This is a genomic window from Niallia sp. XMNu-256 (genome assembly GCF_036670015.1).
GTDB lineage: Bacteria > Bacillota > Bacilli > Bacillales > Cytobacillaceae > Bacillus_BD.
In genome coordinates, this window is record NZ_CP137636.1 from 3427696 (window position 1) to 3448904 (window position 21209).

At 37.4% G+C, this 21209-nt stretch carries 18 protein-coding genes, 1 tRNA gene and 1 pseudogene; 5 read left to right on the plus strand and 15 right to left on the minus strand.

The features are described 5' to 3' along the window. Nucleotides 1-164: 164 nt before the first annotated feature. From yhbH to queG, 6 genes are all read right to left on the minus strand, one after another. Nucleotides 165-1334 carry a sporulation protein YhbH gene (gene yhbH / locus R4Z10_RS17380; RefSeq protein WP_338470552.1) on the minus strand — a complete coding sequence of 390 codons (1170 nt, stop codon included), beginning with the start codon at nucleotides 1332-1334 and terminating at the stop codon, nucleotides 165-167. A 448-nt stretch (nucleotides 1335-1782) separates the two neighbouring features. Continuing rightward, complete coding sequence (locus tag R4Z10_RS17385) at nucleotides 1783-3678, minus strand: PrkA family serine protein kinase (protein ID WP_338470553.1); 1896 nt, start codon at nucleotides 3676-3678, stop codon at nucleotides 1783-1785. Nucleotides 3679-4449: 771 nt separating this feature from the next. Beyond that, nucleotides 4450-5199: an oxygen-insensitive NADPH nitroreductase gene (gene nfsA / locus R4Z10_RS17390; protein WP_338470554.1), complete on the minus strand. Its 750-nt coding sequence runs from the start codon at nucleotides 5197-5199 to the stop codon at nucleotides 4450-4452. Between the two features lie 223 nt (nucleotides 5200-5422). Beyond that, a complete protein-coding gene (gene trmL, locus R4Z10_RS17395; protein WP_338470555.1) occupies nucleotides 5423-5929 on the minus strand; it encodes a tRNA (uridine(34)/cytosine(34)/5-carboxymethylaminomethyluridine(34)-2'-O)-methyltransferase TrmL in 507 nt (168 codons plus the stop codon). A 65-nt stretch (nucleotides 5930-5994) separates the two neighbouring features. Beyond that, a complete protein-coding gene (locus tag R4Z10_RS17400; protein ID WP_338470556.1) occupies nucleotides 5995-6882 on the minus strand; it encodes an amidase domain-containing protein in 888 nt (295 codons plus the stop codon). 48 nt (nucleotides 6883-6930) lie between these two features. Further along, entirely contained in the window at nucleotides 6931-8061 is a 1131-nt protein-coding gene (queG, locus tag R4Z10_RS17405) for a tRNA epoxyqueuosine(34) reductase QueG (RefSeq protein ID WP_338470557.1), read from the minus strand. A gap of 173 nt (nucleotides 8062-8234) precedes the next feature. Between queG and R4Z10_RS17410 the strand changes: the two genes are divergently transcribed. After that, nucleotides 8235-8900: a phenylalanine--tRNA ligase beta subunit-related protein gene (locus tag R4Z10_RS17410; protein WP_338473270.1), complete on the plus strand. Its 666-nt coding sequence runs from the start codon at nucleotides 8235-8237 to the stop codon at nucleotides 8898-8900. A 179-nt stretch (nucleotides 8901-9079) separates the two neighbouring features. Here R4Z10_RS17410 and R4Z10_RS17415 read toward each other — a convergent pair. Then, nucleotides 9080-9150, minus strand: a tRNA-Gly gene (locus R4Z10_RS17415). A gap of 412 nt (nucleotides 9151-9562) precedes the next feature. Here R4Z10_RS17415 and galU point away from each other — a divergent pair. Together galU and R4Z10_RS17425 are read left to right on the plus strand one after the other, a co-directional pair. Beyond that, on the plus strand, nucleotides 9563-10462 hold the full coding sequence (gene galU / locus R4Z10_RS17420) for a UTP--glucose-1-phosphate uridylyltransferase GalU (protein WP_338470558.1): 900 nt from the start codon (nucleotides 9563-9565) through the stop codon (nucleotides 10460-10462). Then, entirely contained in the window at nucleotides 10459-11769 is a 1311-nt protein-coding gene (locus R4Z10_RS17425; RefSeq protein ID WP_338470559.1) for a UDP-glucose/GDP-mannose dehydrogenase family protein, read from the plus strand. The genes galU and R4Z10_RS17425 overlap by 4 nt, the downstream gene beginning before the upstream one ends. A gap of 64 nt (nucleotides 11770-11833) precedes the next feature. Here the strand turns inward: R4Z10_RS17425 and R4Z10_RS17430 are convergent, their stop codons facing one another. From R4Z10_RS17430 to treR, 8 genes and pseudogenes are all read right to left on the minus strand, one after another. Then, nucleotides 11834-12382, minus strand: coding sequence for an NAD(P)H-dependent oxidoreductase (locus R4Z10_RS17430; RefSeq protein WP_338470560.1), 549 nt, complete (start codon nucleotides 12380-12382; stop codon nucleotides 11834-11836). Nucleotides 12383-12659: 277 nt separating this feature from the next. Continuing rightward, the gene (locus tag R4Z10_RS17435) at nucleotides 12660-13502 is read right to left on the minus strand and encodes an alpha/beta hydrolase (RefSeq protein WP_338470561.1); all 843 of its coding nucleotides are present in this window, start codon (nucleotides 13500-13502) and stop codon (nucleotides 12660-12662) included. A 213-nt stretch (nucleotides 13503-13715) separates the two neighbouring features. Beyond that, the gene (locus R4Z10_RS17440) at nucleotides 13716-14369 is read right to left on the minus strand and encodes an alpha/beta hydrolase-fold protein (protein ID WP_338470562.1); all 654 of its coding nucleotides are present in this window, start codon (nucleotides 14367-14369) and stop codon (nucleotides 13716-13718) included. A 7-nt stretch (nucleotides 14370-14376) separates the two neighbouring features. Next, a complete protein-coding gene (locus tag R4Z10_RS17445; RefSeq protein ID WP_338470563.1) occupies nucleotides 14377-16302 on the minus strand; it encodes a XylR N-terminal domain-containing protein in 1926 nt (641 codons plus the stop codon). A 63-nt stretch (nucleotides 16303-16365) separates the two neighbouring features. Next, nucleotides 16366-16659: a 2Fe-2S iron-sulfur cluster-binding protein gene (locus tag R4Z10_RS17450; RefSeq protein WP_338470564.1), complete on the minus strand. Its 294-nt coding sequence runs from the start codon at nucleotides 16657-16659 to the stop codon at nucleotides 16366-16368. A gap of 186 nt (nucleotides 16660-16845) precedes the next feature. After that, entirely contained in the window at nucleotides 16846-18048 is a 1203-nt protein-coding gene (locus R4Z10_RS17455; protein ID WP_338470565.1) for an acyl-CoA dehydrogenase, read from the minus strand. Nucleotides 18049-18195: 147 nt separating this feature from the next. Next, a complete protein-coding gene (locus R4Z10_RS17460; RefSeq protein ID WP_338470566.1) occupies nucleotides 18196-19110 on the minus strand; it encodes a catechol 2,3-dioxygenase in 915 nt (304 codons plus the stop codon). 224 nt (nucleotides 19111-19334) lie between these two features. Next, nucleotides 19335-20049: pseudogene (gene treR, locus R4Z10_RS17465) on the minus strand (trehalose operon repressor). A 284-nt stretch (nucleotides 20050-20333) separates the two neighbouring features. Between treR and R4Z10_RS17470 the strand changes: the two are divergent. Both R4Z10_RS17470 and R4Z10_RS17475 read left to right on the plus strand, forming a co-directional pair. Beyond that, on the plus strand, nucleotides 20334-20705 hold the full coding sequence (locus tag R4Z10_RS17470) for a hypothetical protein (RefSeq protein WP_338470567.1): 372 nt from the start codon (nucleotides 20334-20336) through the stop codon (nucleotides 20703-20705). Nucleotides 20706-20888: 183 nt separating this feature from the next. Then, a complete protein-coding gene (locus R4Z10_RS17475; RefSeq protein ID WP_338470568.1) occupies nucleotides 20889-21176 on the plus strand; it encodes a hypothetical protein in 288 nt (95 codons plus the stop codon). Nucleotides 21177-21209: the final 33 nt, after the last annotated feature.

The following is a 21209-nucleotide window of genomic DNA, read 5'->3' on the forward strand; positions in this document are numbered from 1 at the left end:
TTTACAAACATTTTAATTTCCTCAAAAAAATGATAGGTGTATGGGATCACCTATCATTTTTGTATTAAATTCGCCAGTCGAATTTGCGTCCAGAGTATATCACTCTGCAAAACGCCACCTCCCTCTCCCCCACTTGTAAAAGCAGGGAATGATTGGTGAATGGGTTAAGCATTTTGTTTTGTTTCTTCTTTGTGAAAGAAACTTTTCATCGCGTGGAAAACATCAGCTTTTTGTTTGAGGATATAATGTTTGAAGTGCTCATTTTTAATGTTTTTATAAGCGGACATTAAAGTCGAGTGGCGGTTATATTGGTTGACTTCGCCGTATCCAAACATGCTGGATACTTTAATCAATTCTTCCACTAATTTAACACAGCGAGCATTATCTGAAGTCAAGTTATCTCCATCAGAAAAGTGGAATGGATAGATATTATAGCGATTTGGCTGATATTTTTCCTCAATTAACTCGAGGGCTTTACGATAAGCCGAAGAACAAATCGTTCCACCACTTTCTCCTTTTGTAAAGAATTCTTCCTCCGTAACGACCTTTGCCTCGGTATGATGAGCAATGAATTCAATTTCAACCGTTTCATATTTCGAACGTAAAAATCTTGTCATCCAAAAGAAAAAGCTTCTCGCCATATACTTCTCCCAGACTCCCATTGAACCACTTGTATCCATCATTGCAAGAACTACCGCTTTGGAATCGGGCTTGATAATTTCATTCCAAGTCTTAAATTTCAAATCTTCCTGATAAATCGGATGAAATTTTGGCTTTCCACTCATGGCATTTCGTTTAAATGCTGACATCATTGTTCTTTTCTTATCAATATTCCCCATTAAACCTGTTTTACGAATGTCATTGAACTCAATATCTTCAATAACATCTTCTTGTAATTCTTTACGTTTTAAATTTGGAAGCTCCAACTGTTTGAATAAGGCTTCTTCCAAGTCCATCAATGATACTTCTGCTTCAAAATAATCTTCGCCAGCCTGGTCACCTGCACCCTGCCCTTTACCTGGCCCTTTTTGACCTGGGGATCCATCACGAGCAACAACATCCCCTACTTTACTCTCTCCGTCGCCTTGGCCCACATGTTTGTTCTTATCATAATTATAGCGAATTTTGTACTCATCAAGAGAACGAATCGGAATCTTTACCACTTCTCGACCGTTTGACATCACAATATTTTCCTCTGTAATTAAATCGGGGAGATTATTACGAATCGCTTCTTGAACCTTTTCTTGGTGTCTCTGTTGGTCATCGTGGCCTTTGCGATGGAGGGACCAATCTTCTTTCGAAATTACAAATTGATGTTTATTATTATCAGTCACTTCTACCCCTCCTTAAAATAAATCAAATTAGCTCCAGTGAATTTGCGCCCGAATTTTTATCGAGCTCGCTTTAAGTTTCCTTTAAAAATCCGAGGCATCCGCCGGAGGCTTTTCATTCAACAGTGGTTTAATCATTATTGAATCCGAGAATTTTTTGTATTCAGACTCCACTTTTAGAAACTGATACCCTTCGGTTGAATGAAATCATTTTTATTTGCACACTTCAAGATTAGGAACATAGAATATCTTGAGTGCAAAAAAAGTGAAAAATAATGGATTACTCTATCATATGCAAGAAGACAAAATAGTTTACAAATAATTTCAATATTGAGCCAAATGCCCACTAAAAATAGACAAGCAATATAAAAGCTCGGATCATGTTCCTTTTACCGTCCCTTATAAAAAAACAAAAGGACTATCAGCAAGAATAGTCCTTTTTCGAAAAGATTTATCGGTTTAATAAGCTTCCTACATAACGCAGTAATTCATTGGCCGAAGTCGAATTATACCCATGCTCATCAATTAATCTAGCTACGACTTCATTCACTTTCTTTAATTGCTGTTCATCAGGAGTTTTCGTAGAGGTTGTAATTTTAACCACGTCTTTTAAGTCGGCAAATAGCTTCTTCTGGATCGCTTCACGGAGGCGATCATGAGAATTATAATCAAATCGCTTCCCTTTACGAGCATAAGCAGAAATTCGAATTAAAATTTCTTCACGGAATGCCTTTTTCGCATTTTCAGAAATTCCAATTTGTTCTTCAATGGAACGCATTAACTTTTCATCTGGATTAATTTCTTCCCCTGTAAGTGGGTCGCGAAGCTTATTTTTATTGCAATAGGCTTCAACGTTGTCTAAATAGTTATCCATTAACGTTTTAGCTGATTCTTCATAAGAATAGACAAATGCTTTTTGTACTTCTTTCTTCGCAATATCATCATATTCTTTACGTGCTAACGAAATAAAGTTCAGATAACGTTCACGTAATTCTGCCGTAATCGATGGATGCTGATCAAGCCCTTCTTTTAAGCTGCGGAGAACATCCAAGGCATTAATGCTTGTCATTTCTTTGCGGATGATCGTCGAGGAAATACGATTGATTACATAACGCGGGTCAATTCCACTCATCCCTTCATCTGTGTGTTCCTTTTTCAATTCATCTACATCTGCTTGATTATAACCTTCAACACTTTCACCATCATAAAGACGCATTTTCTTTACTAAGTCAATGTCACCTTTTTTCGGCTCTTTCATTCTAGTTAAAATCGTAAACATTGCCGCTACTCGTAAAGTATGCGGTGCAATATGAACATCCGAGACATCACTTTCATGAATCATTTTTTCATAGATTTTTTCTTCTTGTGTTACTTTTAAATTATATGGAATTGGCATAACAATAATCCGCGAGTGTAAAGCTTCATTTTTCTTATTAGAAATAAATGAACGATATTCAGTTTCATTCGTGTGAGCCACGATTAGTTCATCCGCACTAATAAGTGCAAATCGACCCGCTTTAAAGTTTCCTTCTTGAGTTAATGAAAGCAAGTGCCATAAGAACTTTTCATCACATTTTAACATTTCTTGGAATTCCATCATTCCACGGTTCGCTTTATTTAATTCCCCATCAAAGCGATAGGCACGCGGATCTGACTCTGAACCATATTCTGCAATGGTTGAGAAGTCAATACTACCTGTTAAATCAGCAATGTCCTGTGATTTAGGGTCAGACGGACTAAATGTCCCAATCCCTACTCGGCGATCCTCTGAGAAAAAGACTCTTTCAACCATTACATCTTCTATTCTGCCGTCATACTCCTGTTCAAGTCGCATCATATTTAGTGGGGAAAGATTCCCTTCAATTCGAATTCCATATTCATCATAAAAGTCTTTTCGTAAGTGATGCGGAATTAAATGGAGGGGATCTTCATGCATTGGGCAGCCCTTAATGCCATAAACAGCCCCTCGATCCGTAAATGAGTAGGCTTCCAAACCTCTTTTTAACATGGTGACCAATGTCGATTTACCACCACTAACAGGACCCATTAATAGGAGAATCCGTTTACGTACATCTAATCTTTTCGCAGAAGGGTGAAAATATTCCTCTACTAATCTTTCTAATGCTTCTTCTAGACCAAATAGTTGGTTAGAGAAAAATTTATATCTTTTTTGTCCATTAATTTCCTCTACCCCAGCATCTTTAATCATATTATATACCCGGGAATGTGCTGACTGAGCTACCCACGGTCTCTCTTTAATAATCTCTATATACTCTCCAAATGTCCCTTCCCATTTAAGCATTTCCTCTTCTTGGCGATATAATTGAACTTTTTTTAATATATCCATATGAACCTCCCCTGTAGCTTTATCCCATTTTACTAGCCATAAGGCTCACTCCTGAAGATGTAAAAGATACAATAAAAACAGTAAGCTAGTAATTCCGATATTCATAACAGCCCTAAACGATAGATAACAAATTCGCCCGTCGAATTTCCGTCTGGATTTTTATCACGCTTCAAAACACCATATTCTGATGTCTATCCTAACTAGGACGTCCTGTCCTCGTCGAACTCGCTCGATAAATTTCCCTTAATAATCCAAGACATTCGCCGGAAGCTTAACTTCATTCAGCTGGGATTTTCTCCCTCATTTGTAGAAGGGCTTCTGTACCTGTTTAAACTCTCGGTACAAGAAGAATTTGCTCAATGAAGTTAAAGTAGTAAGGAGCAACTACTAACACGATGACATGGTTGGACTTAGGTGAAACTTATTATTATAATGTATGCTTTATCTTGAATGAACATGTCAAAAAGGATTGTCAACTCCTTTAGGAAATGGAACAGGAAAAGCTATAATAATGATTAATATGAATTAAAAAACAAAATATACCATGTTCTTTCAATTATTTAGCTAATCTCTTTTCAAGGGAAAAGCTTCCCAGTGACATGAGATTAAGGTATAATAAAATAAATATTTAAATTTATCTGTCTATTTGGGAGGCTTGAATAAATGGGGATAATTTTGATTCTAGGAGTAATGGTCGCTTTTCTTACTTGCATCTTTACAGCTGGATATAATGACAAGCCAACAAAATAAAAAGCCGCAATTTGCGGCTTTTTATTTTCCGTTTAATCCATGTTGTTTAATAAATTCATGCATATACATTCTTCGTGGCTGACTAAGCATATTGGCCATTTGACCTGTCCAGGTTTCCTGACGCTTACCACCTGTTCTTTCATTATAGTAATGAGAAATGGTTTCGTTATATTCTTTTAATTGCCCTTTGATAACCGAAACATCCTGCTCATATTCATTTTCATGATAAATATGTGAAAACGGAAGTCGTGGCTTTTTGTCATTTACCTTTTCTGGGTAACCAACAGCCAGTCCAAAAAGTGGAATCACACGTTTTGGTGTTTTTAATAGTTTACAGACTTCCGGAAGATTGTTGCGTAGTCCACCAATATAACAAATTCCTAGACCTAGCGACTCCGCTGCAACCGCTGCATTTTGGGCTGCAAGTGCGGCATCAATGACCATCACCATAAATTTTTCCGTACTTTCCAAAGACTCATCTACATCCGTTTGTTCCATTTCACCAATCAATTCATGGCGATATAAATCTGCACAGAAAACAAAGAAATGTCCATTTTTTGCAACATAACCTTGATTTCCAGCAAGTTCCGCTAGCTTCTGCTTCTTCTCTCCATCGGTTACACCAATAATGGAGTAGGCTTGTATATAACTAGACGTTGATGCTGCTTGAGCACTTTGAACAATGACTTCAATTTGTTCTTTTGACAGTGGCTTATCTTCAAATTGTCTAACCGAACGATGATCTAGAAGAGTTTCAATAATGGAATTCATCGAATCCTTCCCTTCATACATAATTTATTAATTTAATGATAACGAATATCGATGGAAAAATCTAATCATTGTCGTAGACGTTATTTAGTCTGGTTCAACTTTCGCGGCACCTATTCTCTTTGATTGTACTCAGAATCTTGAGGTGGGGCCCTACTGCCAGTTTAGGCTGATAAAGTATAAAAAGGAGTTTAGTATCTCAATGGATACCAAACTCCTTTTTTGGTTATCTTACCTTTTCATCTAATCTAGGGCCCTGTTTAGCTAAGTGCGCATAGTTTTGTTGCCTTAATGCTTCGTATACAAGGATTGCCGCTGTGTTAGAAAGATTTAAGGCCCTGACATTTTCGGTCATTGGGACTCTTAACGCTCGATCTCGATTATTTTCAATCACTTCTTTTGGTAGACCGTTCGTCTCTCTTCCAAAAACGAAATAAATATTTTTTTCTGAATCACTATAATCAAAATCAGAATGAGGTTTCTCCCCATATTTCGTTAAATAATAAAATTCTCCACCTTGATTTTTTTCATAAAATTCATCAAGAGAATCGTAATAATGAATGTCAACGTATTCCCAATAATCGACTCCAGCCCGTTTTAACGCTTTATCATCAGTAGAGAATCCGAGTGGACGAATTAAATGTAAGGATGTATCAGTTGCTGCACAAGTACGTGCGATATTACCTGTATTTGCAGGGATTTCTGGTTGATATAAGACTACATGGATTGCCAATTCTTTCACCTCTAAATGGAAAATCTAACTTTATTATTATACCACTGCGACCATGAAACAAAAACCTAGGCATCATCCACAATGGTAAAAAATTTATACTGGATATTTGGTGTGTAGGCAGTAGAATCCTCATAAGCCCAATAACGCATACGACTGTTGGCTGTATGAGCATTAACAAGCGGCATTCCATTAGCATCTTTTCCGGTGACAATCGTTGTATGATTAAAGCGGCCATCACCCTCAAAGTCATAACAGATGACATCCCCTAGTAACAGCTCCTCAGGACTGGAAACCGCTTTTGCTCTCAACCCTTTCTTAGACGTTCCCAAAAACAAACGGAAAGCATGGGCCACTGACCAACTATAACTCCAATTATTTTTTTGCATCCACCAACCATGACTACGGTTCGGATGCCCTCTCATTGATGCCCCGCCTTGGTGAAGACATTGAGAAATATAGTTGGTACAATCAACTTCAAACTTTTTATAGGCTGGGTTGTAGGAGTTCCACCATCTCTCTGCATATTGGACCGCTTTCTGGCGATCATATTGAAATTCCGCTCGAATGTTATTGTCAGTGAATTCCTCTTGGGGAATTTCTAATTCTCGTGATGTTTCCTCTATTATAAAAGGATTAATCTCACGGTCATCAACTAATACCCCTTTGTAAAACTCTGCTTGTCTCGCTTCTATTTCCTCTTCTAATAATATGAGCCTTTTTTGTTTGATTAAGTATTGGAGATGAACATGGTAATAAACATGCTCAACATCCTCCTGCTTTTTTTCAACTTTATCGATATATCCCTTCGCCTTCACCTTTACCATTTCTGCCTGTCTTTCGTTTAACGAAGCTTTTTTCTTGTATATTTTTTCATCCTGATCCTCTGAATGTCTTGAAAGGGAAATACATTCTTGTACCCGTTTTTTTAAATAATCTTGAAGCTGCTTACGCATGTTGTCACTCCTTCCTTATAGAAATATATGAAAGGAGTGAGAAGATTTTCATGAAAAATTATTTAGGGCTTTTTGTATTTCCGTTTTTACGTCCTCATCAAGCTCGTTATTATAGGCCTGCCGTAAGATGGCAGCTGAATTTTTCCCATTCATTTTTCCAATCGCCCATGCAGCCGTTCCACGTATCATCGGGCGGGGATCATTTCTTAATAACTCTGTCAAATCCTCTAACGTTGATTCATCTTTAAAGTGAGCTAGAGCCATAATGGCATTTCTTTGAATCGGATTTTTCCCTCGCCAAGCTCCAGATACATGACCAAACTTTTCTTTGAATTGTCGATTCGATAATGTAAGAATCGGTTGTAATAAAGGCTTTGCAATCTCAGGCTCCGGCTCGACCTCAGGATGAAGGTGAAAATCCTTCCCTTTATTAACCGGACAAGCGGTTTGACAAGAATCACAGCCATAGAGGCGATTGCCGATTTTGTCACGGAATTCTTCTGGTATGATTTCCTTTGTTTGTGTTAAAAAAGAAATGCAGCGTTTGGCATTAATTTGTCCCCCTTGAATTAAGGCGCCCGTCGGACAAGCATCCAAACATTTTGTACATGTACCACACTGGTCCTCCATTGGGGTATCTGGTTCAAACGGAAGATTGGTTATCATTTCACCTAAATAGACATACGAGCCAAACTCAGGTGTAATAATCGAACAGTTTTTTCCGCTCCACCCTATTCCTGCTCGTTCCGCTACAGCTCGATCTGCTAACTCCCCCGTATCGACCATTGATTTGCATTTGGCCTCCGGAACTTTTTCCTGAATAAAAGTCTCGAGCTTTTTCAATCGTTCACGTAGGACAAGGTGATAATCTTGCCCCCAAGAAGCACGCGAAAAGATGCCTCTCCGTTCCCCCTTTTTACTTGTGACCCGTTCTTTCATTTTTGATGGATATGCGACTGCAATTGAAATAATCGAAGAGGCCCCCTCCATTAACAGACGGGGATTCGTTCTTTTATCAATATCAGGTTCCTCAAAGCCAGATTGATATTGCAACTCTTTTTGTCGTATGAGTCGATTTTTTAATTCATCAAACGGGGAGGCCGTTGTGAATCCAATCTTATCGATACCGATCGTTTGACTGTATTGAATAATTTCCTGCTTTAGTTGGGTAACATTCACAGTAGGTACCCCCTTTCATTTGATAAAAATAGTCATACATGTGATAGTAATATAAAGTGAAACTTCCATCATTGGGAGGGGTTTTTCATCCCCCACTGATGGTTAGCTTTAGGCCACAGCTTGCTGGTCACGCAGACGTTAAAGATTTTATTGGTCAGTGGGAGATGGAAAAATTGGAAATGAAAATAGCATCTGAAATCTATGAGTACATACCAGATTTTAAAATCGGACTTATTAAGTATCATAATATTACAGTTGGAGAATCCCCACAAATGTTAAAAGGACGGCTTCAACTTTTCCAGGAATCGCTCTTTTTTGAAATGGAAGATAAAAAAGCAACTGACTTTCCTAGTATTCAGGAGTGGAGACAAGTATTTAAACAAACAGGTAAAGACCCTAATCGGTATCGCCATTCTGCAGAAGCGTTATACCGTAGAGTTCAAAAACAAGACTATTTGCCGTCCATCCATAGTGCTACAGATTTAAATAATTTCTTCTCTTTACAGTATGGAATCCCGTTTGGCATCTATGATCAAGAAAAGATCCAAGGGGATGTAATCACGGTTCGATTAGGCGAAGATGACGAAGCTTACCTTGGTCTGAATGGTCGCGATAATTCATTGCATCGCCTTCTGTTATCAGCCGATGATGCTGGTCCATTTGGGACCCCGTTTGTTGATTCAGAACGAACCGCCGTTACTAAAAATACGAAACATGCGGTTCAAATTGTTTATTTACAGCCTTCTATGCCATTATCTCAAGCGGAGAAATTAGTTACTGCTGTTGCTGATATGTTTACAGGTATTAATGGTGGAAATAGTATGTGTAAGGTCGTATAGATAAATTGTTATTTTTAAAGTTGTGTTGCGTTTATCGTAGTGATGATAAACGCAATTTTTGTCTGTTTACTCGATTTTTGCTGTTATCAACATTAAGTATTTGTATCAGTAAATTAAAAAACGCAATACTTCGTTCTCTCTGAAACGAAATACTGCGTTGATAGAGTGGTTTTTACTAGAGCGGGTGAAGGGAATCGAACCCTCGACAACAGCTTGGAAGGCTGTGGTTTTACCACTAAACTACACCCGCAATGAATCAATGAATTAATCATAACAAAACATTTACATTAATTCAACAAAAAAAACAAAAAAAATACATAAATCTGTCGAACGATGTCATCATAACGCTTTTAGTGTAAAAAAATATTAATTTTTTCCATTAATAAGTACTCTATCTACATGTTATCCATAAACTTCTATCTTTATCCACGAACTCTAATCTGCATGATGATTTGATTTTATATCTTTATAGACGAATAACGTGACCGAACCCTATCCAACATCATATACAACAATATAATATAAAGTGAACTTCCATCATTGGGGTTTGCTTTCATCCCTCCACTGATGGAAAGCTTTCGGCTACAGCGTACTGGTCACGCAGATGTTGTCGTAGGCGTATAGTATGGTGTTCAACTTAACAATCTAGAAGGAGACAGCTTATGAAAATTCGTAAAGCCATTATCCCTGCCGCAGGACTAGGAACCCGATTTTTACCAGCAACTAAAGCACAACCGAAAGAGATGCTGCCAATAGTAGATAAGCCGACCATTCAATACATTGTCGAGGAAGCTGTGGCCTCCGGGATCGAAGAAATTGTCATTATTATTGGTCGTGGAAAACGCTCGATTGAAGATCATTTTGATAAATCCTATGAATTGGAAGACGCGTTATTACAGAAAAATAAGTTAGACATATTAAAAGAGGTTCAAAAAATATCAGATTTAGCCAGTATCTATTATGTCCGCCAAAAAGAGGCCAAGGGGCTTGGAGATGCGATTCTATGTGCGAAGAGTTTCATAGGAGATGAGCCTTTTGCTATTTTACTAGGAGACGATATTGTCATGAGTGATACCCCTTGTTTAAAGCAACTTATCGATGTTTTTGAGTACTGTAACAGTTCATGTATTGCTGTTCAGACTGTACCAGAATCTGACGTGCATAAATACGGAATCGTAAAACCAAAAAGCGCCAATATCGATCCAAATCTTTTCTACATCGATTCTTTAATTGAGAAGCCAAAAAAGGACTATGCTCCTTCGAGATATGCGATTATGGGGCGTTATGTATTGAGGCCTGAAATATTTGACATTCTTAGCAGGCTTCCTGTTGGTCAAAATGAAGAGCTTCAATTAACAGATGCGATTAATGAATTAAATAAGATACAAGCGGTTCTCGCCTATAAATTTGAAGGAAAGCGCTACGATATTGGCGATAAAATGGGGTTTATCAAAGCAACTTTAGACTTTGCGTTAGAGCGTGAGGATATGAAAGAAGAAGTAATGAGTTACTTGCAGGGAGTCTATGAAAATAGCATGAAAAGAGAGTCTGATAAAAAATGAAAATAGCCGTAATTGGAACTGGTTATGTTGGATTATCAACAGGTGTTGTTTTATCTGAAATTGGCCATAACGTAGTTTGCATTGATGTTGATGAGCAAAAGATTGAGCGATTACAGAATGGTATTTCTCCTATTTATGAACCAGGTTTAGAGCCCTTACTAACCAAAAACATAAAAAATGGACAACTTGTTTTTACTAGTTCTCATAAAATAGGTTTAACAGATTCAGAAGTCATTATTTTAGCGGTTGGGACCCCGCAACAAAACGATGGAAGCGCTGACTTATCGTACCTTATTCAAGCAGCAAAGGACCTGACCCCTCATTTAAAAAATGAAAGCATTGTTATGATTAAAAGCACAGTTCCAGTTGGAACCAATGATTTTATCAAAAAATTGATTGCAGAACATCTTCCACATAACACTTCCTTCTCAATGGTATCAAATCCTGAATTTCTCCGCCAAGGCTCTGCAATAAAGGATACTTTACATCCAGATCGAATTATTATTGGCTCAACTGTTCAAAAAGCCGCTGTTAAAATAGAAGAAATGTATAAACCCCTTAACGCTCCGATCATCCATACGAGTATTGAAAGTGCCGAAATGATTAAATATGCCTCAAATGCCTTTTTAGCGACAAAAATTAGTTTTATTAATGAAATTGCGAATCTCTGTGAAGTTATAGGGGCTAATGTAGAGGATGTTGCTAGAGGAATGGGACTTGATAAGCGGATCGGTGAAGCTTTTCTACAAGCTGGAATCGGCTATGGTGGTTCTTGTTTCCCAAAAGATACAAAAGCTCTTCTCCATTCTGCCAATTTACATGGTCAAGCATTCTCTCAATTACATGAAACCATCGCAGTTAATAACACCCAACCCCTTCTTTTAGTCAAAAAAGCAACTCAACGATTTACCAACTTAAAAGGAAAAAAGTTTGCCTTACTCGGTCTATCCTTTAAACCAGAGACAGATGATATGAGAGAAGCACCATCGATTAAAATTGCAAATGTATTAGTGGAATCCGGTTCTCGAGTGATAGCCTATGATCCAATTGCCACCGATAATGCCAAGAAAGTATTGAAAGATTCTATAGAATATGCAACTTCCATCAATGAAGCCATAAAAGATGCGGACGCCCTTTTCCTTGTCACCGAATGGAATGAATTTAAGCAACTTGATTTAAGCACTGTTACAGAGCTGATGAAACAGCCGATTATTTTTGACGGCCGGAATTGTTTTAAGGAGGATCATATTCATGCTTGTGAAAGTATTGAATATTATCCGGTAGGGAAAAAATCGATTATTAAATAAAACAGGGAACGGTTTCGCACTTTTCACTGCGAGCCATTCCCTCGTTTACATTAATGAATCAGTCCTATTGATACTTTTTAATCAATTCAACAAACGCATCAACGAAAGATTGCATGAATTTAGCCGTATCGTCATTTTTGAAATTGCCATTGTCATCTAATAAATTAAACGAATCTGCCAAGTACACTTCAGGTTGTTGAAGAACAGGCATATTTAAAAATACAAGCGGTTGACGTAAATGGTGATTAGCACCAAATCCACCTAGGTTACCTGGTGATTGACTAATAATTGCTGCTGGCTTTCCGTCCCATGAACTTTGACCATAAGGGCGTGAACCAACATCCAATGCATTTTTGAGTGCTGCTGTAATGGAACGATTATATTCTGGTGTAACGAATAAAATAGCATCCATTTCTTTTAATTTGTTTCGGAACGCTGTGTATTCTGCTGGAGGATTGTCTTGGTCAATATCCTCGTTATATAGTGGAAGATTGCCAATTTCGATTATTTCTGCTTCATATCCAGCAGGGAATAATTTTGCAACGCTCTTTCCAATTTTCGTAGAAACAGATTCTTTACGTAAACTACCTGAAATAATACCAACTTTTGTCATTTTTGCCCACCCTTTTATGTAGTTTTTACTCTTAACTCAAAATAATTATATTCGAAGTAAAATCTTATTTCAAATAATAACCTTATAAAAGCTATAATTCTCTCCCTTTGGAGTGATATTCGAAAATGTGTCAATGAATGACCTAGCAAATTTCCCAAATAAAAATGACACTCACCTTGATTCGGGAGTGTCATTTTTCTAGTACATAGGGACAACTTTTTTCTAAATGAATTTATTTTCACAAAAACGATAACTCTGATTATTTAGTCATTTATGATTATACGGTTTCAGCTGTTTTAGCTTGATTTAAAAACCCAATTACTTGAGCAAGAAATTCCTGTGTTTTTTCAATTTGCACCCAGTGTCCACAGTGTGGGAATACATGTAACTCTGCATCTGGGATTAATTGCGCGATTTTCCAGCTTGTTTCTTCTAAAGGAATCACTTGGTCCTCACGTCCATGAATTAATAGAACCGGATGCTTGATGCTTGCTAATTCTTCATCCGTTAAAGCCATCGCATCTAAATGGCGCTGTCTAGGTGCTGGAAACATGCTTGAGAATGCTTCATGAAATCCTTCCTGGATACTTGATTGGTAACGCATTTCGACTAAATCATCATTTGCCGCACTCGTTTGATCATACGCAAAGATTTTAATTAGTTCTTTCATATTTTCAAAGCTTGGCTCATAGCCCCAAACGGCATCTAGGCCTTTTGAAATCGTTGATTTATTTCCAACGCTGCCCATCAAAATAACTTTATTAACAAGATCTGGACGGCGATGAACTAAGTTAAGGGCAATGGCTCCTCCGAAAGAGTTACCAACAATGGAAACTTTCTTCTCACCGATCGTTTCAATGAAATCAATCATATGATTAACCCAAGCATCAATCGAATATTTAATTCCTGCTGGTCTGTCCGTGTATCCAAATCCAACTACATCTGGCGCATAAACATGAAAGTGTTCTGAAAGAGTTGGCAGAGCTAATCGCCAGTTTGCCCATGCGGATACCCCTGGGCCTGAACCGTGGATTAATAGTAGGGCTTCCCCTTGACCTGCTTCATGATAATGTGTACGAATCCCTTTAACATCAATATACTTTCCATTTTCTAATGTCATGATATATCTCCTCCTAGTAGTTGTCTTATATATAGTAATCCAATGTGCCTTGGCGTATTGGTGCCCAGTTTTTAATCGAGCTAGTTCAATAAACTTCATGCCAGAGGCTTTAACTTCATTCATGCAAGTGTTAGCCCCACTAAGGTAAATTGTTAAAAGCTGAAATATACATCACCACAAAAGTGAGAGACTACTGAATGAAGTTAAGCTGGATTAAAACTCCATTTGATGTAACTCCTGACGCAGCCATGTGACCACATCATTTTTATTATTTTCAGTAATTTCATGTGCTGCAGGGTAAATGGTGTATTTTACTGACCCTGCATTTTCACTTAAATAATCATAGTTTTCTCGACCCACGTTTAAACCAAAAATTGGGTCTGATGCACCCTGGCATAGAAATACATGTAAATGATCCACCGATTTTAATGGATATTCTTGTTTTACAAAATCTGGAATATATCCATGCATTGGTACAATACCCTTAATTGAATCACCTAAAACCAACGCAAGTGTCATACTAAGGATTGCTCCTTGACTAAACCCAATGAGATATTTTTTATCAGAGGCAATTGGATATTGATTTGAAGCATAGTCAATGAAACTTTTTAGTTTCTCAACGCTGCTATCAAATAAATCGCGCTCAGGGTTGCCATATCCTTTTAAATAATAGTACGCATACCCGTTTTCATATGTAAGATCACCTTGTACTCCAATGATTATATAATCCTCTTTTAATTCTGATACTAGATCGAGCATGTATCCCTCGTCATAGCCAATTCCATGAAAGGCAAAAATGACTGGATACTTTTTACCCTCTATCATTTTTTCTGGTAAGTGGATTTGATATGAATAGAGGCTTTTCATCTATTTTTCACCTCCGTTCATCGGGTTCATCATGGAGATCCATGATTGTTCCTACATCTATATCCAGCTCTCCCCAATAAATTAATAGCTTAAGAGATAAATAAATTTGATAGCCCACATCTGGGATATTAATATCGGTTTCTAGCAATTCGTTAATTTTTTGCAAGCGGTATCTGAGACCACTAATTGAAAAGTTCATCGCCCGTGTTGTTTTACTTATGTTACAGCCATTGTTTAAATAGTGATAAAGGGTCTTCGTCAATTCCATGTCTTTTTTCTGATCTTCTTCAATTAATTTTTTTAGCTTTTCTTTGATAAATGTTAGCAGACGCTCATTTTCCATTTGGAAAATAATTCCCTCAATGCCTAAGTATTCAAAGAAAACAACTTTTTGAAAATGGTTGGCAATTTTTAGGGCAGATCTGCTTTCATCATAAAGACGAGAAGCTTCTTCTATTTTCGATGCATTGGAACTAATGCCAAACTTAAAATCAAGAGAAGGATATTTATTTGAAAAATAATCGTACATGGTCTGACAGAACTTTTTCTTATTGCCTTCGCCTTTTAACGTAAAGTCCTCAGATAAAAAGATCAGCATTTTCCCTGATTTTTGCCCTAATAATGCATTGATTTTTCGATCTTTGAGAAATTGAGAAATTTCCTTAATTAAACCATCATTAAACTCCAGTTCATCTTTGAAGCTTAACTCCTGATGATTCGGAGAGATCGCAATCATGAAATAAGGATCTTTTAATTGAAAACCAACATAATACGACCTTTTTAAAAATTCCTCAAGGGTCATTCGATTAGAAAGAATGTCATCTAAAAGGTTGCCTTGCATCCGTAGTTCTGTCTGTACTCGGGTCCGCTCATTAAACAAATAGAGGGAAATCGCTAAGGCTCCTTGTTCGATTATTAACTTGTCTACTTCCTGTAACTTCACATTATCTTTATATATAAAAGAACAGTACGCCACTACGTTTTTTCGAAGGTAAATCGGCGTAATCAGTCTTTGGTAATCGTCAAAATCATGGTAAATTTCCGTACGGTTTAGAGGTGTGAAAGGAGCTTTCTTTCCCTTATTCAATCGTTCTCTAACCTTACTTAAATAATAATCCCCTTCTTTTTCTGATAATCCCGCTATTGTAATCAGTTCAAGGTTTTCACTTTCAATGAGAACGGGTAAACCGGTATGCTGATTAAGTGCTTTTGCAATCCCGTGCAGATCATTCTCTTTTAACAATACGTCCACGAGTTTTTGCTGAACGTCGTATGCTTTACTTAAATTGTCCCGTTCAACTTTTAGCTTTTTAAACGTTTCATTTAATTCATTAATAATCGAATTTTCTTCATAAAATTTTAATTCGTGGTCAATGGCTCCGGCCCATTCATCTACCGTTTGGCAAATGACTTGACAATGATCATGGCCCATTGCTTTACACTTTTTTTCAATGGCAATTACTTTTTTCCCTAGAATATTGGACAAATATCCACTTGCATAACCAATTAATGTATGGCAAACCGGCTCATCACTAAAGCCATATCGCTTAATATGCTCTTCGGCTTCGTAGGAATTTTTCCAAATCGCATCATGATAAAGCGTTCCTTTATGAAAGTCCGCCTCCACTCTGCCACTTATGGCTTCTTCAATATATCCATGGGATGTATGCATTTTAGGACCCGCTAGCAACATCTCATGTCGATCATCCCACGTTAACTCCTTCACCTTTTCGGCGTCATAGACCCCTGTATGCCACCCATATCTTAGAAGGAAACCTTTTGTTCGTTCCAAACCAATGGTTTCAAGAAGCTCATGCCGGAGCAATCCGACTGAAGCTGCTGGGATTGATACCATTCTCTCTTGGGGTTCCTTTTGATTAGACGGACTTAATTTTTTATAAAATAGTTCTAGTTTCAATTCATCAGCCTTCATTTTCCCACCCCGTTGTTGAACTAAATGTACTCTGAGCTGTAGGGTCTTAGGGCTAGAATTTTTTTACCCAATTAATTCCTTAGACGTATCTAATAGAATTTCTAAATTGCCTTTTGGATATGTTTTACAAGCAAGGATAAACCCCTGCTCTCTTTCTTCGTTAGGCAGGACAGCGACTGAACAACGGCCACGTTCAAACTCACCTTTTTCTACCTTAACTTTACACATCCCGCAGCCGCCTCCTTTACAGGCGTATGGGATATTCACCCCGTTCCTTCGCGCTCCATCAAGTACACTTTCAATATCATTGCTGTTCCATTGAACATCAGATTGATCGGTAATCTTTATTGTAAACATCGTATTCCCTCCCTATTTACTGAAAAATGGAAAGGAATTTTGGTAAAAAATATAGCAGAAAGGTATGTTCTATTTAAACATTCTATATTTTTAGACCAAAACCCTCTTTCCTTCCTCAGTTATTTCTATTTGTTAATTGTTTGGCCCATATGTCTGGGGTCAAAATCGCAATCATGAATTAAAGTTTTACCAAGTTGGATGTGCAGGTCCGCCAAATTGCACGCTTCCGTATGAACCCATTGCATCTTCCCAAAGCTGCGTTGGATGGGAAGCAAATGCGATGACATCCCTTACAAATAACTCAACTGGATCTCCTTTGAAAATCGATGTTCCACCTAGTGTTAGAATGGTTTTCAATGCCATTTCTGCTGCCATTTTCGAAGCTTGTGATCGAATCGCAAACAGTTCCATGCGTTCTTCCTCACTTGCGACTGTTTTTCCTTCTTCTTGGAATTGTTGAAGAACTTCAAGATAACGACTCATTAACCCCTCTACCTGTTGACGCTGAATCTTCATCTCAGCTAGCACACGCTGACTACCAGAACCGTTTTTCTCGTTCTTCCCTCCATTAAATACGCGAACGCGTTTTTCGGTACGTTCTTGGAAAATCTCAATTAGACGATCCATAATGCCTAATGATGTAGCAGGGAATGCCGCTAAGAACATCTGCATAAATGGCATACGGTAAATAGGGTCTTGTGGATCATACTGTCCACCCGCCGGTTTTCCCTGGCCAAAAATATCTTTACCACGCAGGATTAGATGTTCAGGGATATATGCACCATCTACATGAACTCCATTACTTCCCGTCGCTCTCATCCCTAATGTATCCCAGTTTTCAACCAATTTAAGATTAGGATCTGAAACCCTTAATACAGGCATAACATACTCAGTTCCTTCTCCTAGATCAGCCATTGCTCCTAGACCAATCCATTCACTCCATAGAACACCGCTTGCAAAGTTCCATTCACCGTATAAACGGTACCCGTCTCCGTCCTTTTCCATACGTCCAATTGGCGCAAAAACATCCGCAATCAATTCATGTTTACCAAGAACTTCTTCTCTCCCTTTTGGAGGGAGATAACCTGGCCATATATCATGTATCGCAAAAAAGTTTGTTAACCATGCTGCAGCCACACTACGACTTGCAACCTTTCTCACAATTTTAGTAAATGGTTCGACACCAATAAATGTACCGCCATATTGTTCCGGACGCATTAATTTATTAATCCCACCTTCTACAATTGCCTCCGCAACCTTTGGTGAGAAACGACCATTTTTATCCGCTTCCAGTGCCTCTGCCTCCGCAACTTTACCGATTTTTTCCGCTACCGCTAACCAGTGCTCCATATCTACCTTTTTTTGTGTTAATTCGCTTACAGTTGTCATTCAACATTCCTCCTCTAATTAATGGATATATAGGGCTTCACAAGATTTCATATACAGGGTCATACTCCTCGTAAAGTTATGATTAAAACTGATATGAGTAATCGTTTTATAAATTGATATACAGCTACTTTTCAAACTATTAAACTATTAAGTAAGTGCTCTTCCAAAGGATTCCACCATTTCTTTTCTATGGTAGAAGATACCTTGTGCGATTTTATCTTCAGTCCAAGTAATCGTAGGGAAGTCTGGATATGTGATATAGCCTCCAGAGTACGCTTCGTTACGGTTTCCAGATGGATCAAAGAAGTAAGTTGTTTCTGCTCTTGTAATCGCATGACGAGTTGGTGTTACTTCAATCGGCACATCAAATCTAGCCAAACGGTCAGCCGCTTTTAACACATCGTACCAACTCTCAACCTTAAAGGCTGCATGGTGTAATTTCGCATCTGGCCCTTTAATGAAGGCAAGATCATGAGCCTTTCCATTCTGGGCATGCATAAAGCTTCCAACTATATCTTCCCCATCCATCGTCTCGATTCTTTCACTTTGGAACATGCCAAGTGCTTCGAGGAAGAAGCGCGTAACCGTTTTCAAATCATTCCCCGTTAAAAGAACATGATCTAAACGATGCGGAGCGATCCCTCTTTGTTCTTCAGGCCAAGGGTGAGGATTGAATGTACCTGTTTCTTTACCTAGAAATTCAATTTCATGGTAAAGTTCCATTTTATGTCCTGTTGGGAGTGTAACACGAAGTGCTTCTCCTTCAGCAATTCGGGTTCCCTTTGTTATTCGTTCAACCGTACAACCGAACTGTTCGACCTTTTTCTCGTAATAGGCAAGATCATCATCGTTTTGTACTTTTAAACCAAAATGGTCAAGTCCTGGTGAGTCTGCCTCTTGTAACACAAGGCTATGGTGATCAAACTCATCCCAAGCCTTTAAATATACCCTGCCTTCACTTCTACCCACTACATCTAATCCAATAATATTTGTATAATATTTAACTGCTTCCTCAAGATCTAGTACTCTTAATTCAGCTCTACCGATTCGCATAATTGACATGTTCTACAACTCCTTGTTCTATTAGAATGACTGGAATTTCTTTCACTGTATACAGTTTACTATTTATAATTTTCAGAATATACACTGAAAACTGCTAACTTTTTATTAAATTACACATTTTTTTAGTATGTTTTATACTAATGATTAGACAACACATATGATTTAAGGCTATAAACGAGTCGTTTATAGCCTTAAAATGCGGTTAGAATTATTCCTTTTTCTCCTTATTTTCGGCGCGCAAAGTCAACGAATCGAAATTTGTCTGGACGATGGCGAGATTCTGTATATTGGAACAAGCTTGCATCATCTAAGTAGACATAGTTTTTGACCACCACGATACTGTGAAACCCGTCTAGGTCTAGATAGCGTCGATCCTCTTCAGTAGGTTCTTCTATAGTAATTTCCTTTTTAGCAAACGAAATTGTTAGTCCTACGACTTCCTCGATATATTCATAAATCGAGTCTTGGCAAATCTCTTTTGTTAATGAAGGGGCATATTTTTCAATAAGTGTATCTTTATCAAGGATGATCTTTTCTCCATCAATCTCTCGAACACGAAACACTTGCCATATCCTTTCTGCTTCGTCCAACTTTAACTTTTTCCCCAGATCCGGAGAAACTGTTTTTTTCACAAATTCTACTACATGGGGTTTTTGTCCTGCCACCCATTTTTTGGGCTAACTCTTTAAAGCTCACCAACCCTGAAATTGGAAAATCAAATTTTGATACATCTAGTACAATTGAACCTTTCCCTTGCACTTTATGAATATATCCATCCTCAGACAGCATGTTCAATGCTTTACGGATCGTTTCCCTTGAAGCTGAATACATATCTACTAATTCATTTTCTGAAGGTAACAAATCACCCTCTTGAAAATGACGGTTTCTAATTTTTTCAGCAAGATCTTCTTTTATTTTTAAAAATTTATTTTTCCTCATCATAATCACCACCTCCATTATACCTATAATCTTGGATGATGAAACATCTGATTTTTCTTAAAAACCATTGATTAAAATAAACAAAATCATAAAATTACACTCAAAAAATGATAGAAATAACCAGCTAAGATGAAACGGGTGAACTAGTGTTAAATTTCAATATCATGAAAGAGAATCAAAAAAGGGATATAGAAAGAATTGAAGGCAACATCCCTCCTCTTGTTTCAAAAAAAGACAAACTGCATATAGTATATAAATTGTTTTTTTGATAAGGGGGGATTATTTTGCATTCGAAAAAATATAAATTTAAGCGCAGAAATGTGAATGGAGAATTTAAGGTTGAAGGGCATTGCATTCCTTATGAAGCGCCTTGTCATGATTGCAGCGATGATCATGATCATAATAATCACCGTTTAAATCTTGCAGGGTTGAAGGATCATTTAAATTATAAATTATTAACAATGAGTGATTGTGAGTTGGTTATTCATACAACGATAGGCACCCATACACATCAGGAAAAAGGGAAAATATATAATGTAGGAATTGATTTTATCGAAATTAAAAACCATAACGATCAGATTATCACGATTTTAAAAGATAAAATTAGTCATATTACAGTAGAAGAAGATTGCAAATACGACGATGAAGATAAATAAGGCGCTTGTTTAAAGTGAGAAGAAATTCTCACTTTTTTTGTTGCTGCTAAATTACCCTCCTTTAATAACACCAAAAAAGACCTTCTCCCTATTTTTTAAAAAATGTGCAGATGACTAACACTTTTATTGAAAATTAATACAATACATTGATGAAGGTTTTGTTTTGAGAAGGAGGACTATAAAATGGATGAAGCAATTTTACCTGAAAACCAATTGTTTAAAGATATGCTTGGGAGAGAAATTTTACTTGTGACTAAAAGTAAACAATTAAATATACTTGGTCAAACATTTCGGCCTATTTTTACCGGGACTGTTTCAGAGGTAACCAATGGATATATTACGTTAAATCCAGTCATTATTAAAATGCATAATGCGCAATTTTTTCACTTTCCAACCCCACTTAGTTTTCCAATTGAACAAATTTCAATTTTTACTGAATTTGATCCTAAACGAAGGATCCCAATTGTTTAAAAGGATTTTTATCAAGCATGCTCAACGACTATA